Here is a 14,945-nt window from a genome sequence, read left to right as displayed (position 1 = left end):
GACACGGCGCCTCGGCTCCGCGTGCGAGCGAACGAACGGGGCTCGGCTCGCGCACGTCCCCACCGGGAGACCCTTACACCACAACCGATTCGTGAACGCCAGCGCCATCGGCGCGGCGCGCGGTCAGGGGTAGAGGAGGGAGACGCGGGCCTCCACGAGGGGGAGTACTTCGGCGACGGTGACGTCGCGGCCGAGTTCCCGGCTGAGCGAGGTGGTGCCGGCGTCGCGGATGCCGCAGGGCACGATCCGGTCGTACGCGGTGAGGTCGGGGTTGCAGTTGAGCGCGAAGCCGTGCTCGGTGACGCCGCGGGAGACGCGGATGCCGAGCGCGGCGATCTTACGGGTGGGGCCGCGGTCGTCGGCGAGCACCCAGACGCCACCGCGCATGTCCTTGCGGTGCGTGATGCGGGTGGTCTCGACGCCCAGTTCGGCGCAGACGGCCATGACGAGGTCCTCGACGCGGTTCACGTACGCGATGACGTCGACCGGGTCGGCGAGCTTGATGATCGGGTAGCCGACGAGCTGTCCCGGGCCGTGCCAGGTGATCTTGCCGCCGCGGTCGACGTCGACGACAGGGGTACCGTCGGTCGGCCGGTCGAGCGGCTCGGTGCGCTTGCCCGCCGTGTACACGCTCGGATGTTCCAGCAGGAGCAGGGTGTCCGGTCCGGTGCCCTCGATGCGCGCGGTCTGCCGGCGCACCTGTTCGGCCCACGCCGTCTCGTAGTCCACGAGCCCGGCCCGGACGATCTCCAGCCGATCGGTGGTGGCGCCCAGCGCGGTGTCGGTCACGCCACCGAGCCTAGCTTTCCGGCCGCCCACCCGGTACTTGGTGGGCGAGACGTCGGCCACGGTGCCCGGGCGTGTGTGGGGCGGTACGTCGGGCCCCGTGGTCGGGCCGGGCGCGTTGTCCGGCGGAACCTTGGGCATCGTGGTCCGGGCGGGCATGCTGCGGGCGGGCATGCTGCGGGCGGGCACGCTGCGTGCGGGCACGCTGCGGGCGGGCATGCTGCGGGCGGGCACGGCGGGTGCGCGGCGGGACGTCGGGCACGGCGGGCCGGGCCGGACATCGGGACAGGAACCGGGCCGGGTGTCGGAGCCCCGGGTACGCCCGCTAACGTGACGCGCGTTCGCGGTCGGCCGGCCTTCGGTGGCGCCCCGCCGAGGTTGAATGATCTTGGTCCGGCTGTTGAACACTTCACGGCGCACGCAGTGCTGCCGGGGGGCCCGACCCGGGGACGCTATACGATTCTCGAACATCTCGGGCTCCGCGGTGGTACCTTGCGTCGCTCTCGTTGCGGGACACCGCATACCGTGGTCGATCGTCGCGGTCGTCGCACGGCGGGTGAGCACCAATCGGAGGAACTCTTGACGGTCGAAGTCGGTGCGCTGTGGCGCCAGAAGAGCGTCATGTGGATGCTGGTGCGACGCGACCTCGCGGTCAAGTACCAGTCGTCCGTGCTCGGCTACCTGTGGTCGCTGATCGACCCGCTGGTGCAGGCGTTGATCTACTGGTTCATCTTCGGCGTGCTCTACCACACCAAGACCGAGCTGTACGGCGCCGGCTACCCGCTGTTCATCGTGTCCGGCATCTTCTCGTGGATGTGGATCAGCGCCGGCATCACCGAGTCGGCGCACGCGCTGACCTCGCAGGCCCGCCTGATCACCACGATGCGGGTACGCCGGCAGATCTTCCCGGTGGCGAAGGTGCTCGCGCGGGCCGTGGAGTACCTGGCGGGGCTGCCGATCGTGGTGCTGTTCGCGATCCTGTTCCACGGCACGTTCACGTGGCGGCTGTTGGCGCTGCCGTTGAGCATGGTCATCCAGGGCGTCCTGCTGGTCGGGATCGCGCTGATCCTGTCCCCGCTGAACGTGCTGTTCCGCGACGTGGAGCGGATGACCCGGCTGATCGTCCGGGTCCTCATGTACACCGCGCCGATCATCTACCCGCTGAGCCGGGTGATGGACTCTGGCCTGCCGCACTGGTTCAAGGATCTCTACCAGCTCAACCCGATGGTCGGGATCATCGACATCCAGCACGGCATGTGGATCCCGCAGCTGTTCCCCAAGCCCACGGTGATCCTGGCGTCGGCTGCCGGAAGTGTCATCATCTTCATCATCGGTCTCTGGGTGTTCCGTAAGACCGAGTCGGCCGTGCTCAAGGAGCTGTGAGACGCGATGAGCGACCCCGTCATCGAGGCCCACGACCTGGGTATCCAGTTCAACAAGGGTCGGCGCAAGCAGCGCAAGCTGCGCGAGATGTTCATCTTCCGCGGCAAGAACCGGCGGACGCCGGCGGCGACGACCGACTTCTGGGCGTTGCGGCACCTCGACTTCTCGATCCAGCACGGCGAGGCGGTCGGCCTGATCGGCTCGAACGGTACGGGCAAGAGCACGCTGCTGCGGCTGATCGCCGGCGTGCTCACCCCGGACGAGGGCAGCGTGGTGTGCCGCGGCAAGGTGGCGCCGCTGCTGGAGTTGTCGGCGGGTTTCTCGGGCGATCTGACCGGCCGGGAGAACGTCCAGATCGTGGCGGCGATGCACGGCCTGAGCAGTCAGCAGATCCGGTCGAAGTTCGACGAGATCGTGGACTACGCGGAGATCGGCGACTTCATCGACACCCCGGTCCGGCACTACTCGTCCGGTATGAAGGTGCGGCTCGGGTTCGCGGTGATCACCCAGCTGGAGCATCCGGTACTGCTGGTGGACGAGGCGCTGGCGGTGGGTGACCGCAAGTTCCGGGAGAAGTGCTACGCGACGATCGAGGGGATGCTGGCGCAGGGCCGCACCCTGGTGCTCGTCTCGCACTCCGACGCGGATCTGCGCCGCTTCTGCAAGCGCGGCATCTACCTGCGCGGCGGCCAGCTGATCACGGACGGGCCGGTCGAGGACGCGCTCGACACGTACCACGACTTCGCGAAGGTCTGACGGTCCTACCGGAGGCGGTAGAGGCCGTCGCGCGGGTACTTCGGGCTGTGCGCGACCGTGTCCAGCCGTACTCCGGCGGCGCGGAGCCGGCGCGCGTCGCTGGGGTACAGGATGAGCCAGCGGATGCCGTAGCGGGCGAAGAGTCGGTCGCGTTCGGCGGCGGGTGTGTCGGCGGCGAGCATGGCGGCGGTGTCGGCGTCGCGCCGGTGTTCGGACGGCAGCCACGGCTCCGGGTACGCCGGGGTCACGGTGAAGATCCGGTATGCCGGAACCATCCGGAGTGAGTGGAACGTGTCGGCGAGGACCGTCTCGCCGGGCGGCACGTACCGGGTGATCCAGGAGTAGGTGCCCCAGTCGCCCTTCACCTCGACGTGGTGCCGCACCACCGCGGGCAGCCGTACGAAGAAGGCGAGGCCGCCGGCCTGCGTCCAGAGTCCCATCAGCAGCGCCACCGCGAGGGCGGCCGCTGCGTACGCGCGGACGGGGCGGGCGGCGCGGCCGAGGTTGCGTGCGCCGCGGCGGCTGAGGACCGCGGCGAACTCCATGCCGAGCGCGAGCTGCCCGGCGAGCAGCAGCATCGGCCAGGCGCGGCCCCACGCGTAGTGGCTGGTGACCAGCCCGTAGCCGACGAGTACCGCGGTGAACGCGGCGAGCAGTACGAACGGATCGGTGCGGCTGCGCCGGAACCGTACGGCGAGCACGGGCAGTCCGGTGAGCAGGCCGAGCCCGTACAGCTCCAGGACGTGCGAGTACAGGCGGCGGTGGATGGTGTCGAGCTGGTCGGGTGAGCCGGTCAGGGACAGGATCGAGAAGTAGGGCCAGGCGGCGACGACGGCGACGGTGACGGCCACGGCCACCGCGAGACCGGCGAGGTGGCGGAGGGTCAGGTGCCGGGCGCGGTGGACGAGCAGCGCCAGGCAGCCGAGCGCGGCGCCGATCGCGGTGAACTGGTGGTCGAGCGCGACGTCCGCGCCGATCAGCCCGATCGCCGGGTACAGCAGCCACTGCCACCGCCCGGTACGGGGCGGTCCGCCGGACGGCAGCAGCCAGGCCAGCAGCGCCCACAGGTGCAACGTGACGCCGAGCGCGAACGTACTGGGGTAGAAGAGGGTGACGGTGAGCGAGACGAGGCCGTAGTACCCGGACCAGACCAGGACGCTCGTGCCGTCGAGCAGCACGATGGCGAGCACGGCGAGCAGCGGCGCCCAGGCTTCCCGGCAGTACCGGCGGATCAGGTGGTGTACGCCGGAGGCGACGAGCAGCGCGTTGACGACCGCGAAGAGGCGCAGTACGTCGCGGGCGCCGAGTCCGGTGCCGCGCATCAGCAGCGCCTGCACGAGCGAGTACGGCGTGTAGTACGGGCTGGGGGAGTGGGCGCCGACGAGCGGGTCGGGCGGGTTGCCGAGGTTGCGGCTGAGCTGTTCGATCACGGCGAGGTGCAGGCCGGTGTCGCCGACCCAGGGCAGCCGCCACGCGACGGCGAGGCCGAACGCGCCGGCGAGCAGGTACAGCAGCGCGACCGGGACGGCGGCGGACCATCGGGCGCGGCGTGCGGCACCGGCGCCGTCGGCGCGGGGCAGCGTCATCGCACCGGATCCCACACGTCCCCCCCAAGACGTTCGGGTGGGCGGGACGCTTCGTGCCCGGCGCCACCCGAGTCACCGTAGTCCGGACCCGGCAAGGGCCAGGTCAACGCGACGTCAGCGGATGGTGACAGCTCTTGCAGGATGCCGTACCCGCCCGGCGTGGCGGTCGCGAACCGGGAAACAGGCGCCGTTCGCCGGGGTGTCGACGCCGGTTCGGCCGGGAGATGCCTGTCGGTTATCGTGGTCGGATCCCCCTGCCAGGTCGGGCGGGGGGTGTACGGGGCCTGCGTCTGCTCCGCCGGGTCCACGAGGGCCGTGGCGGCGCCCGGATGTATGGTGCACAAGTCGGAATATCAGCGCCTTGTAACGGTTCGGCCGTTATCGGCGATTTGTGGTGTAAGCCCGCTCAAGTACGAAGCCCCCACGCTCGGCAGGAGAACGATGGCACGGTCGAAGATGGGTACGAAGCTCCGACGTATCCGTCACCGCATCAAGGTCATCAGGCAGTTCGAGTCGCACGCACACTGGCGCGAGGCGAAGATCGAGCCCGACACCGTGCTGTACGAGTCGTTCTCCGGCAACGGGATGCTGTGCAACCCGGAGGCCATCTTCCGCGAGCTGCTCGCCGCGCCGGACATGAAGCACCTCAAGCACATCTGGGTGCTGAGCGACTTCCACCGGTACAAGCGGACGATCCGCGAGTTCGCCGGCCACCCGAACGTGAGCTTCGTCCGGTACCAGTCGACGGCGTACTACCGGGCCCTGGCCACCTCGCGGTACCTGGTGAACAACGCGACGTTCCCGCCGCAGTTCGGCAAGCGCGACGGCCAGGTCTATGTCAACACCTGGCACGGCACCCCGCTCAAGAAGATGGGGTACGACGTCGAGAACGGCGGGGCCGAGACCCGCAACATCATCCGCAACTTCGTGATGGCCGACTACCTGCTGTCCGGCAGCGAGTTCATGACGAAGCAGATGTACGAGACGGCCTACAAGCTGCGCGGCATCTACCGCGGCGCGATCGTGCAGGAGGGCTTCCCGCGCATCGACCGGCAGTACCTGTCGGCGGAGGAGGACGCGGCGGCGCGCGCCGAGCTGCGCGAGCGCGGTGTCGTGGTGGGCGACGACCAGAAGATCGTGCTGTACGCGCCGACCTGGAAGGGCGACTCGTTCCAGACGCCCGAGGACGACGCCGAGGAGCTGCTGCGCCGGGTGCAGGCGCTCAACGAGCGGATCGACACCGCGAAGTACCGGGTGCTGCTGCGGGTGCACCAGCAGGTGTACAAGTACGCGGTGGAGCGTGCGGACCTGCGCGAGATCCTGGTGCCCAACGACATGCCGGCGAACGTCGCGCTCGGCGTCAGCGAGGTGCTGATCAGCGACTACTCCAGCATCTTCTACGACTTCCTCGCCACCGGCCGGCCGATCGTGTTCTTCGTGCCGGACCTCGCCGACTACGACGGCAGCCGCGGGCTGTACGTGCGGCCCGAGGAGTGGCCGGGTCCGGTCACCGACGACATCGGTACCCTCGCCGGCTGGCTGAACGGGCTGGGTACCGGCGGTGAGGACGACGTGTCCGTCACCTACGCCACCCGGTACGAGAAGACGCGCCAGGAGTACGCGCCGGTGGACGACGGGCACGCGGCGAGCCGGGTGGTCGACGTGGTGTTCCGCGGGCGTACCGCGGACCGCGACGTCCGCACCGACCTGACCGACGGCCGCGAGTCGATCCTGATCTACCTGGGCGGCATGCGTACCAACGGGATCACCACGTCGATGCTGAACCTGCTGGACAACATCGACTACACCCGCTTCGACGTGTCCGCGTTCTACTCGTACCGCCGGCGCAGCCGGGACCGCGTGAAGAACGAGAGCGCCATCAACCCGAACGTGCGGCTGTTCCCGTACATCGGGGGGATCAACGGCAGCAAGCGGTTCACGCTCGGCCGGCGCAAGCTGCTGGCCCGCGGCCTGGACGGCGCGAAAGTCAACCTCGACGCGCACCGCGCGCTGTTCCGCGACGAGTGGCGGCGGGTGTTCGGCGCCAGCCAGTTCGACTACATCGTGGACTTCTCCGGCTACGGCCCGTTCTGGACGTACCTGTTCCTGGAGGGCGAGGCGAAGAAGCACTCCATCTGGCTGCACAACGACCTCGCCGCGGACCGCATGCGCGAGGTCAACGGCAAGCGTCCGCTGGAGGCCGGCCTCGGTGCCGTCTTCTCCACCTACCGGTACTTCGACCGCCTGGTGTCGGTGTCGCCGGTGCTCTCCGACATCAACGCCGAGAAACTCGGCAAGTACGCGGGCAACGCGCAGTTCGTGTCGGCGCTGAACACGGTGAACTTCGACCGCATCCTCCAGCAGGCCGAGGCCGACCTGTACGCGGAGCTGCCGGCCGAGGACGGCGGCGCGGTTGGCGGCGACGAGGGCGTGGTCGGCGACTCCGGCTCGGAGAGTCCGGAGGAGGAGGCGAAGCGACTGCTGGCCCGGCGCGAGGCCGCCGAGCGCCGCGCGCTCATCGACCGCATCCTGACTCCCGGCGACGGCGTCACCACGTTCGTGACGGTCGGCCGCTGCTCGCCGGAGAAGAACCACGCCCGGTTGATCCGGGCGTTCGGGTTGGTACACAAGGAGAACCCGAAGACCCGCCTGATCGTCATCGGCAGCGGGCCGCTGCGGACCGACCTCGACGCGCTCGTCACCGAGCTGGGTCTGGACGATGCGGTGATCATGGCGGGGCAGCAGAACAATCCGCACGCGATCATGAAGGTGGCCGACTGTTTCGTCCTGTCCAGCGACTACGAGGGGCAGCCGATGGTCATCCTGGAGGCCCGGGTACTCGGGCTTCCGGTGGTCTCCACCGACTTCGCCTCGGTTCGTGGGTCGCTGTCCGAGGGTGTCGGCCTCGTCGTACCGCGCACCGTGGAGGACCTGGCCGGGGGTATGCGCGAATACCTCCGGGGCAACGTCCCGAACCCCCCTTTCGACTACGTGGCCTACAACAGGGACGCGGTCAACCAGTTCTACGCCGCCATCGGCGCAGAGCCGGACGGTGCCCGGCACGATGACGCCCCGGTCGCCGGGGCGGAAACGTCCGGTTGACGGGATGCACCGGAGCGGGACGCCGCGCGGCGTCCCGCTCGCTGTGGCCGGTCGGCCGGGGGTCGAGTGTCCGCTCGGCCCCGCATCAACGATGGGAGAGTTGATGAGCGGCGCACGACGCTTCAACGCGTTTCTGGCGCGTACCACCGGATTCCGGTTCGTGAGTACCCGGAATGCCGCGATGAGTGCGGCGATGAGCGACCGGATCCAACAGCTGAACGAGGCGACGTCGCGGCACGAGGCCGTCGCCGCCCGGTTGGAGAAGGCGGCCGCCGCGGTGGGCGCCGGTGAGGCGAAACCGCCGAAGCCCGCGGCGAAGGGCACCGGCTTCCCGGTGGACTTCGACGAGGACACCGCGGAGGTCATCCGCGCGGTCAAGGGCTACACGATGACCAGCCCGGAGAAGCTGCACGGCCTCATCGCCGCCGTCCGGTACGTGCACAACCACGACGTACCGGGTGACGTGGTGGAGTGCGGTGTCTGGCGGGGCGGGTCGATGCAGGCGGTGGCCCGGACGTTCGACTCGTTCGGCGACCACACGCGGGACCTGTACCTGTTCGACACGTTCGAGGGCATGCCGCCGCCGAGCGAGAAGGACGTCCGGGTGCGGGACGGGAAGGCGGCCGACGACCTGCTGGCCGTGGCCGCCGACGACTCCTGGGTGAAGGCCGCGGCGACCCTGGAGGACGTGCGGGACGGCATGTCGAAGGTGCCGTACCCGAAGGAGAAGGTGCACTACGTGCAGGGCATGGTGGAGGACACCATCCCGCAGGAGGCGCCGGAGCAGATCTCGATCCTGCGCCTCGACACCGACTGGTACGCGTCGACCAAGCACGAGCTGGAGCACCTGTACCCGCGGCTGGTGTCCGGTGGCGTGCTGATCATCGACGACTACGGGTACTGGGACGGTTCGCGCGAGGCGACCGAGGAGTTCCTGGCGAAGTCCGGCGCGAAGCTGCTGCTGGTGCGCTGCGGGTCGGGCCGGATCGCGGTGAAGCCGTAGGTCGTCGGCCGGGGCGGTGTGGTCCGCCCCGGCGCACGGTGTGTCAGGGGCTGGTCAGCGGTTGCCGCTGGCCGGCCCCGTCCGTCTGTGCGGCGGCGGGCAGGGCGGGTTCCTCGCCGAGCATCACCTTGCGTACGACGCGCTCGGCGGCGCGGCCGTCGTCGAAGGAGCAGAACCGGTCACGGAAGTCGGCGCGCAGCGCGCGGGTCTCGGCGGTGTCGACGGTGCCGGTGCGGAACGTCTCGACGAGTTCGTCGTAGTCGCGGACGAACAGGCCGGGCGGGGCGGCGGCGAGGTTGAAGTACGCGCCGCGGGTGTCGCGGTAGACGTGCCAGTCGGGCGCGTAGATGACGATGGGCCGGTCGAGGACGCCGTAGTCGAACATCACGGACGAGTAGTCGGTGACGAGCACGTCGGCCACCAGGTACAGGTCCTCGACCACCGGGTACGACGAGACGTCCATGACGTCGGGCGAGTCGGGGTGGCCGGTGCCGGCGCCGTAGAAGTAGTGCGCGCGCAGCAGCAGCCGGTGCCGCGGTCCGAGCGCGGCGACGAACGCGTCCGGGTCGAACAGCGGCTGGTACTCGGACTGGTACTCGCGGTGCGTGGGCGCGTAGAGCACGACGGTCTCGTCGGGGCCGATGCCGAGCCGGGCGCGGAGTTCGGCGACCTGTTCGGGGGTGGTGTTGACGAGGACGTCGTTGCGCGGGTAGCCGTACTCCAGGGTGGTGAAGTCGCGCGGGTACGCCTTGTGCCACACGGTGGTGGAGTACGCGTTGGAGCTGAGGTCGTAGTCCCAGGCGTCGCAGCGCTGCAGCAGGCTCTTGACGCTGTTGTGCCGGGTGGCGGGGGTGAGCGGGTGGCGGCGCTCGTCGACGCCCATCGACTTGAGCGGGGTGCCGTGGTGCGTCTGCACGAACACGGATCCCTGCCGCTTCACCAGGTAGTTGCCGAAGTTGTTGTTGTTGATCAAGTATTTCGCGCGGGCCAGCGCGCGGTAGAACGCCGGCGTGTCCTGCACCACGTGCGGTACGCCCTCGGGCAGGGTCGCGGCGCCCTCGGCGGTCACCACCCACACCCCGCGCACGTCGGGGGCCAGCTCGCGGGCCTTCTCGTAGATGGCGCGCGGGTTGCACGCGTACCCGCGGCCCCAGTACGCGCAGTAGAGGGCGAGGTGCTCGTCGAGCGGGCCGCGGGCCTGGGCCTTGTAGTACAGGCGGAGGAGGGCCTTGCCGGCGAGTGCGCGGGCGCGTCGCAGGGCCCGCCGGGCCGGTCGGGAGACGCGCCGCACGCCGCGCCGGATCCCTTGCGCCACCTGGTATCCGCGGCGCAGCGCGACCACGCCCGGCCACGACCCGGACACCAGCAGCCGGTACCGCACGCCGTCGAGTCCGCCGGGCGGGGTGAAGCCGGCGGGACGCAGCTCGCGGGTCAGCGCGCTCGCGCGGTCGAAGTACTCGCGGCGGTGCGCGCGCCCGATCCGGCCGGCGCCGAGCAGGACGAACAGGTGCTTGGCCATGAACGTGTACACCGGGGTGACGAGCGCCCGGTCGCCGAGCGCGGCCAGCCGTTGGAACACCAGCCGGTACTGGTCGACCAGGTCGAGGTGCTTCTCGCCGCCGGAGTTGAGGATGGAACCCTGGCGCTGCCGGTAGTACAGGCAGACGTCGGGGACGGTGGCGATCCGGTCGGCGGCGCACAGCAGCGGGAACGTGACGGGCAGGTCCTCGTACGCCCCGGTCGGGTAGTCGATCCCCAGTCCCAGCAGGAACTCGCGGCGCACCACCTTGTTCCACGCGGACGGGAAGACCCGGAACACCTCGGGGTGTTCGGCGGCGGTGCACACCTCGGGCAGGCCGGGCAGGACGGCGTCGCCGGGGTCGCGCTCGGTGCGCAGATCCCGGTACGCCAGGGTGTGTCCGACGAACAGCACGTCCGGCCGGGTGGCCGCGATCCGCTCGGCGATCGTCGCGAGCGCCCGCCCGTCGACCCAGTCGTCCGAGTCGACGAACCACACGTACTCCCCGGTGGCCTCGGCGAGGCCGGCGTTGCGGGCGCCGCCGAGCCCGCGGTTCTCGGGCAGCCGCAGCACCTTCACCCGCGGGTCACGCGCCGCGTAATCGGTGAGGATCTCGCCGCAGCGGTCGGGTGAGCGGTCGTCGACGCCGATCACCTCGATGTCGGTGAACGACTGTCCCAGCAGGGAGTCGAGGCACTCCGGCAGAAAGTCCTCGACGTCGTACGCGGGCACCACGACGCTCAGCAGGGCCACGAAACACCTACCTCCCAGACCTCCCCGCCGCTCCGGCGGCCGACGCAGCTTGCCGGACCGTGCGTGGGACGGGGTCGTGCGCCGCTGCCAGCGAGGTGCCTCGCCACCCTGCGACTCACGACCCCGGTTTCGTACCCGAGAGGTTGACAAGCGTTGACCAACGATACAACGGACGTCCGGGCGACCGGGAACATGGCCGCGTTTGTCCGCCCCCCGCCCGGGATTCCGGTCTGCACCCGGTCACCCGGTTGTTCTCGTACCACAGTGGACGGTCCACTGTGGACGGCGCGGTCAGTCGAGCTGGCGCGGCTCGATGCGGGTCTCGGTGGCCCCGCCCGCGCCGTCCGGCTCCACCCGGTACGCGGCGGCGTCGGTGCGGCGCTCGCGCAGCGCCTCGACGAGTTCGGTGCCGCGGTAGAGCAGCCCGACGCCGTCGTCCGTGGCATACCCGGCGGGCAGGGTGCCGTCGGCGACGAGTGACTGGAACAGCGGCCGGCGCTGCGCCTCGGAGTCGTAGTGCACCCCGTTGCTGTACGGCAGGAAGGCGAGGCCGTTGTCGACGGCGCGCAGCTCCGGCCCGTACGAGTCGGTGGTGCCGCCGACGTGCCAGCAGATCGAGCCGGCGGACACGCCGGTGAGGACCACACCGGCGTCCCAGCACTCGCGCAGGATCTCGTCGACGCCGTGCAGCCGCCACAGCGCGAGCAGTCCGGCGACGCTGCCGCCGCCGACCCAGATCACGTCGGCGGCGAGCAGGTGCGCGCGCAGGTCCGGCACGTTCGGCATGGGGAGCAGGCGGACGCAGGTGAGGTCGACGTCGGTGCCGTAGAACGCCTCGTGCAGCGCGCCGGCGAAGGACTTGTCGTCGCCGCCGGCCTGCCCCAGGTACGTCAGGCGCGGTCGTCGCGCGCCGCTGAGTGCGAGGGCGTGCCACAGCAGCGGTCCGGGGGCGAGGTCGGTGTGTCGACCGCGGACCAGACCGCCGGAGGTGGCCAGGATCGTCGGCGTACGGCTGCTCGCGTTCATCGACGTGAGCCTATCCGGCGGCCGGTGTCGCGGGGGTGCGGACCGCCGACGGCAGCCCCGTCGTGGCCACGGATCGTCAGCGTGTCGGTACGGATCGACTTGACACCACTAATGAAAACGACTACTAGTTTCATCAACGCACATGATCAACCGGGGGCGCCGCGGGCGTCCCCGACGAGAAGGGGAACCAGTGAAGATCGCCCTCGTCGGCAAGGGCGGCAGCGGCAAGACGACGCTGTCCGGCCTGTTCGCCCGGCACCTCGCCGCGACCGGCGCGCCCGTGCTGGCCGTCGACGCCGACATCAACCAGCACCTCGCCGTCGCGCTGGGCCTGCCCGAGGCCGAGGCGGACCGGCTGCCCACCCTCGGCGACCACCTCACCGAGATCAAGGAGTACCTGCGGGGCACCAACCCGCGGATCGCCTCCGCCGCGGCGATGGTGAAGACCACGCCGCCCGGCCGCGGTTCCCGCCTGCTCACCGTCACCGGCCCCAATCCCTTGTACGACAAGCTGATCCGTACGGTCGGGGACGTGCGGCTGGCGGTGACCGGGCAGTTCTCCGCCGAGGATCTGGGTGTCGCCTGCTACCACAGCAAGGTCGGCGCGGTCGAGCTGCTGCTGAACCATCTGGTCGACGGGCCGGGGGAGTACGTGGTGGTGGACATGACGGCGGGCGCGGACGCGTTCGCGTCGGGGCTGTTCACCCGGTTCGACCAGACGTTCGTGGTGTGCGAGCCGACCCTGCGCAGCGTCGGCGTCCACCGGCAGTACGCGAGGTACGCGCGGGAGCACGGCGTACGGCTGGCCGCCGTCGGCAACAAGGTCACCGACGACACCGACGCCGCGTTCCTGCGCGAGCAGCTCGGCGCCGACCTGCTCGGCGTGTTCGGCCGGTCGGACTACGTGCGCGCCGCGGAGCGCGGCCGGTTCGGCCCGCTGTCCGGGCTGGAACCGCACAACCGCACCGTTCTCGGCACCCTCGCCGACACCGTCGACGCCGCCGTACGGGACTGGCCGGCGTACACCCGACAGGCCGTCGCGTTCCACCTGCGGAACGCGCGGGCGTGGGCGAACGACCGGACCGGCGCCGACCTGGCCGACCAGGTCGACCCGGACTTCGTCCTCGGCCCGGCGCCCGTCCCCGCGTCCTGACCGACCGCATCCGGTTGCGGCACAACGGAAGCCGTACCGGACCCGAACTCTCCGGCGCGCCCGCGCCGGAGCCGTCCACCGAGGAGTACCTGGATGTCCCTGGATGTTTCCCCCGAACTGTTGGCCAAGGCGGAGAGCGGCGCGGTGTCGGACGAGGAGTTCGTCGCCTGCGTCCGCGCGTCCCTGCCGTACGCGTGGGAGAAGGTGAGCGAGGTCGCCGGCCGGGTCGACGCGAGCGGCTTCGCGGACGACTCGACGCCGCCGCCGAGCGAGGCCGAGCGCGGGCAACTGTTGCGCGCGTTGGCATCGAACGCGATCCGCGGCGGGCTGGAGCGGCACTTCGGAGTGTCGCTGGCGTTCCAGAACTGCCACCGGGTCGCCGCGTTCGCACCGTCCGCTGTGGACAGTGACCGGTACCGCGCGTTCATCTCGCCGCGCGGCCAGCTGCTCAACCAGTCGCCGGAACTCCGTGACTGCTGAGCCCCGGACGGGTGCGCGGGGCGGGCGGATCACCGCCCCGCGCACCACCCGGATCGACGCGTTCCTGCTCGCCGCACCCACATCCGGTGGTACGACGGCGGACGCGGTGCGCCGGGCGGTGGAGTACGGGGTGGCGGCGGAGGCGGCGGGGTTCGACGGCGCCTGGTTCGCCGAACACCACTTCGTGACGTACGGGTGCTGCCCGTCGGCGCCGGCGCTGGCCGCACACCTGTTGGGGCGTACGGAAAGGATCACGGTGGGGACGGCCGCGTGCGTGCTGTCCGCGCGGCACCCGGTCGCGCTCGCCGAGGAGGCGGTACTCCTCGACGCGGTGTCCGGCGGCCGGTTCGCGCTGGGCGTCGCGCGCGGCGGGCCGTGGGTGGACCTGGAGGTGTTCGGCACCGGGCTGGACCGATATCGCACCGGGTTCGCCGAGTCGCTCGACCTGATGACCGGCTGGTTGTCCGGTGTGGACAGTCTCGGCGCGGCCGGCCGACACTTCGCGTTCCGTCCGGTTTCCGTTGTGCCGCAACCGGAACACCCCGTCCCGGTGTACGTCGCGGCCACCTCGCCGTCAACTGTGGAGTGCGCCGCGGCACGCGGGCTGCCGCTGCTGCTGGGGATGCACGCCACCGACGCGGAGAAGCGCGCGCTGCTCGACCGGTACGCCGCGGTCGCCGAGCGGCACGGTTACGACCCGGACGTCGACCACGCCGCCGCGTTCCTCGCGTACCAGGCGGACACCCGGGCCGAGGCGCACCGCCGGCTGCGCGCCGCGATGCCCGCCCGCCTCGCCGCCACCACAGGCTACGTCCGGATCGACGGGAGCGCGCCGCCGATCACCGACCACGCGGCGTACCTGGCCCGGCTGCTCGCCACGCAACCCGTCGGTACCGCCGCGGACGTCACCGAACGGCTGGCGGAATCCGTTGCGGCGACAGGGATCCGGCGCGCCCTGCTGATGGTGGAGGGAGCCGGCGACCCGGCCGCCACGCGCGAGACGATCGCCGCCCTCGGCGCGACGCTGAGTCGCTGAGTCGCTGAGCCGCTGGGCCGCTGGGCCGCTGGGCCGTTGACGAGCAGCGGGGTCGTGTCGGCGTGGCGTGCGCGGCGGGTCCGGTCAGCAGGTGGCGGGCGGCGGCGGCCGTTCGGCTCGCCGCGGGCGCAACACACGCCGCACATCACAGATGTCGCGCCCTTTCTGTTACGACACCGGGTGCGCGCGGCGCGCGGTGTCCACCCGCGACAGTCCACTTCGGACAGTGGTACTCCCGCGCGACGGTCGCGGTGACGCCGTCCCGACACGACTCGCCGTACGGTGGGGCATCACGGAACGTACCCACGGTGGGAGGATTGCGGCGTCTGGTGCGGCACGCCGGCTTGCGAGCTGAACGGCAC

At 70.9% G+C, this 14,945-nt stretch carries 11 protein-coding genes; 7 read left to right on the top strand and 4 right to left on the bottom strand.

Going from position 1 to position 14,945, the window contains the following annotated elements; translation table 11 throughout:
• Nucleotides 1–123: 123 nt before the first annotated feature.
• The gene (gene lipB / locus Aru02nite_RS02935; protein WP_203654883.1) at nucleotides 124–774 is read right to left on the bottom strand and encodes a lipoyl(octanoyl) transferase LipB; all 651 of its coding nucleotides are present in this window, start codon (nucleotides 772–774) and stop codon (nucleotides 124–126) included.
• Nucleotides 775–1,365: 591 nt separating this feature from the next.
• Here lipB and Aru02nite_RS02930 point away from each other — a divergent pair.
• Complete coding sequence (locus Aru02nite_RS02930) at nucleotides 1,366–2,169, top strand: ABC transporter permease (protein ID WP_203654681.1); 804 nt, start codon at nucleotides 1,366–1,368, stop codon at nucleotides 2,167–2,169.
• Nucleotides 2,170–2,175: 6 nt separating this feature from the next.
• On the top strand, nucleotides 2,176–2,925 hold the full coding sequence (locus tag Aru02nite_RS02925) for an ABC transporter ATP-binding protein (RefSeq protein WP_203654680.1): 750 nt from the start codon (nucleotides 2,176–2,178) through the stop codon (nucleotides 2,923–2,925).
• A 5-nt stretch (nucleotides 2,926–2,930) separates the two neighbouring features.
• Here Aru02nite_RS02925 and Aru02nite_RS02920 read toward each other — a convergent pair whose 3' ends face one another.
• Entirely contained in the window at nucleotides 2,931–4,511 is a 1,581-nt protein-coding gene (locus Aru02nite_RS02920; RefSeq protein ID WP_203654679.1) for a hypothetical protein, read from the bottom strand.
• Between the two features lie 441 nt (nucleotides 4,512–4,952).
• Between Aru02nite_RS02920 and Aru02nite_RS02915 the strand changes: the two genes are divergently transcribed.
• On the top strand, nucleotides 4,953–7,613 hold the full coding sequence (locus tag Aru02nite_RS02915) for a glycosyltransferase (RefSeq protein WP_203654678.1): 2,661 nt from the start codon (nucleotides 4,953–4,955) through the stop codon (nucleotides 7,611–7,613).
• A 103-nt stretch (nucleotides 7,614–7,716) separates the two neighbouring features.
• A complete protein-coding gene (locus tag Aru02nite_RS02910; protein ID WP_203654677.1) occupies nucleotides 7,717–8,616 on the top strand; it encodes a TylF/MycF/NovP-related O-methyltransferase in 900 nt (299 codons plus the stop codon).
• Nucleotides 8,617–8,659: 43 nt separating this feature from the next.
• Here Aru02nite_RS02910 and Aru02nite_RS02905 read toward each other — a convergent pair whose 3' ends face one another.
• Nucleotides 8,660–10,888 (bottom strand): bifunctional glycosyltransferase/CDP-glycerol:glycerophosphate glycerophosphotransferase, encoded by a 2,229-nt coding sequence (locus Aru02nite_RS02905; protein WP_203654676.1) that lies wholly within the window; start codon nucleotides 10,886–10,888, stop codon nucleotides 8,660–8,662.
• Nucleotides 10,889–11,179: 291 nt separating this feature from the next.
• Nucleotides 11,180–11,914 carry a Type 1 glutamine amidotransferase-like domain-containing protein gene (locus tag Aru02nite_RS02900; protein ID WP_203654675.1) on the bottom strand — a complete coding sequence of 245 codons (735 nt, stop codon included), beginning with the start codon at nucleotides 11,912–11,914 and terminating at the stop codon, nucleotides 11,180–11,182.
• Nucleotides 11,915–12,104: 190 nt separating this feature from the next.
• Here Aru02nite_RS02900 and Aru02nite_RS02895 point away from each other — a divergent pair, with 190 nt between their 5' ends.
• The 3 genes from Aru02nite_RS02895 (at nucleotide 12,105) to Aru02nite_RS02885 (ending at nucleotide 14,583) form a co-directional block, all read left to right on the top strand.
• On the top strand, nucleotides 12,105–13,067 hold the full coding sequence (locus tag Aru02nite_RS02895; RefSeq protein WP_203654673.1) for an ATP-binding protein: 963 nt from the start codon (nucleotides 12,105–12,107) through the stop codon (nucleotides 13,065–13,067).
• 93 nt (nucleotides 13,068–13,160) lie between these two features.
• Entirely contained in the window at nucleotides 13,161–13,547 is a 387-nt protein-coding gene (locus tag Aru02nite_RS02890) for an SCO5389 family protein (protein WP_203654671.1), read from the top strand.
• A complete protein-coding gene (locus Aru02nite_RS02885; protein WP_203654669.1) occupies nucleotides 13,537–14,583 on the top strand; it encodes an LLM class flavin-dependent oxidoreductase in 1,047 nt (348 codons plus the stop codon). The genes Aru02nite_RS02890 and Aru02nite_RS02885 overlap by 11 nt, the downstream gene beginning before the upstream one ends.
• Nucleotides 14,584–14,945: the final 362 nt, after the last annotated feature.

It is taken from the genome of Actinocatenispora rupis, from assembly GCF_016861975.1.
Taxonomy (GTDB): domain Bacteria; phylum Actinomycetota; class Actinomycetes; order Mycobacteriales; family Micromonosporaceae; genus Actinocatenispora; species Actinocatenispora rupis.
The sequence above is the reverse complement of the archived record's forward strand: the minus strand, read 5'-3'. Positions and strand labels throughout refer to the sequence as shown.

Coding starts and splice junctions, on each gene's coding strand:
- Aru02nite_RS02925 (WP_203654680.1), top strand. CDS start 2,176: ATGAGCGACCCCGTCATCGAGGCCCACGACCTGGGTATCCAGTTCAAC.
- Aru02nite_RS02920 (WP_203654679.1), bottom strand. CDS start 4,511: ATGACGCTGCCCCGCGCCGACGGCGCCGGTGCCGCACGCCGCGCCCGA.
- Aru02nite_RS02915 (WP_203654678.1), top strand. CDS start 4,953: ATGGCACGGTCGAAGATGGGTACGAAGCTCCGACGTATCCGTCACCGC.
- Aru02nite_RS02910 (WP_203654677.1), top strand. CDS start 7,717: ATGAGCGGCGCACGACGCTTCAACGCGTTTCTGGCGCGTACCACCGGA.
- Aru02nite_RS02900 (WP_203654675.1), bottom strand. CDS start 11,914: ATGAACGCGAGCAGCCGTACGCCGACGATCCTGGCCACCTCCGGCGGT.
- Aru02nite_RS02890 (WP_203654671.1), top strand. CDS start 13,161: ATGTCCCTGGATGTTTCCCCCGAACTGTTGGCCAAGGCGGAGAGCGGC.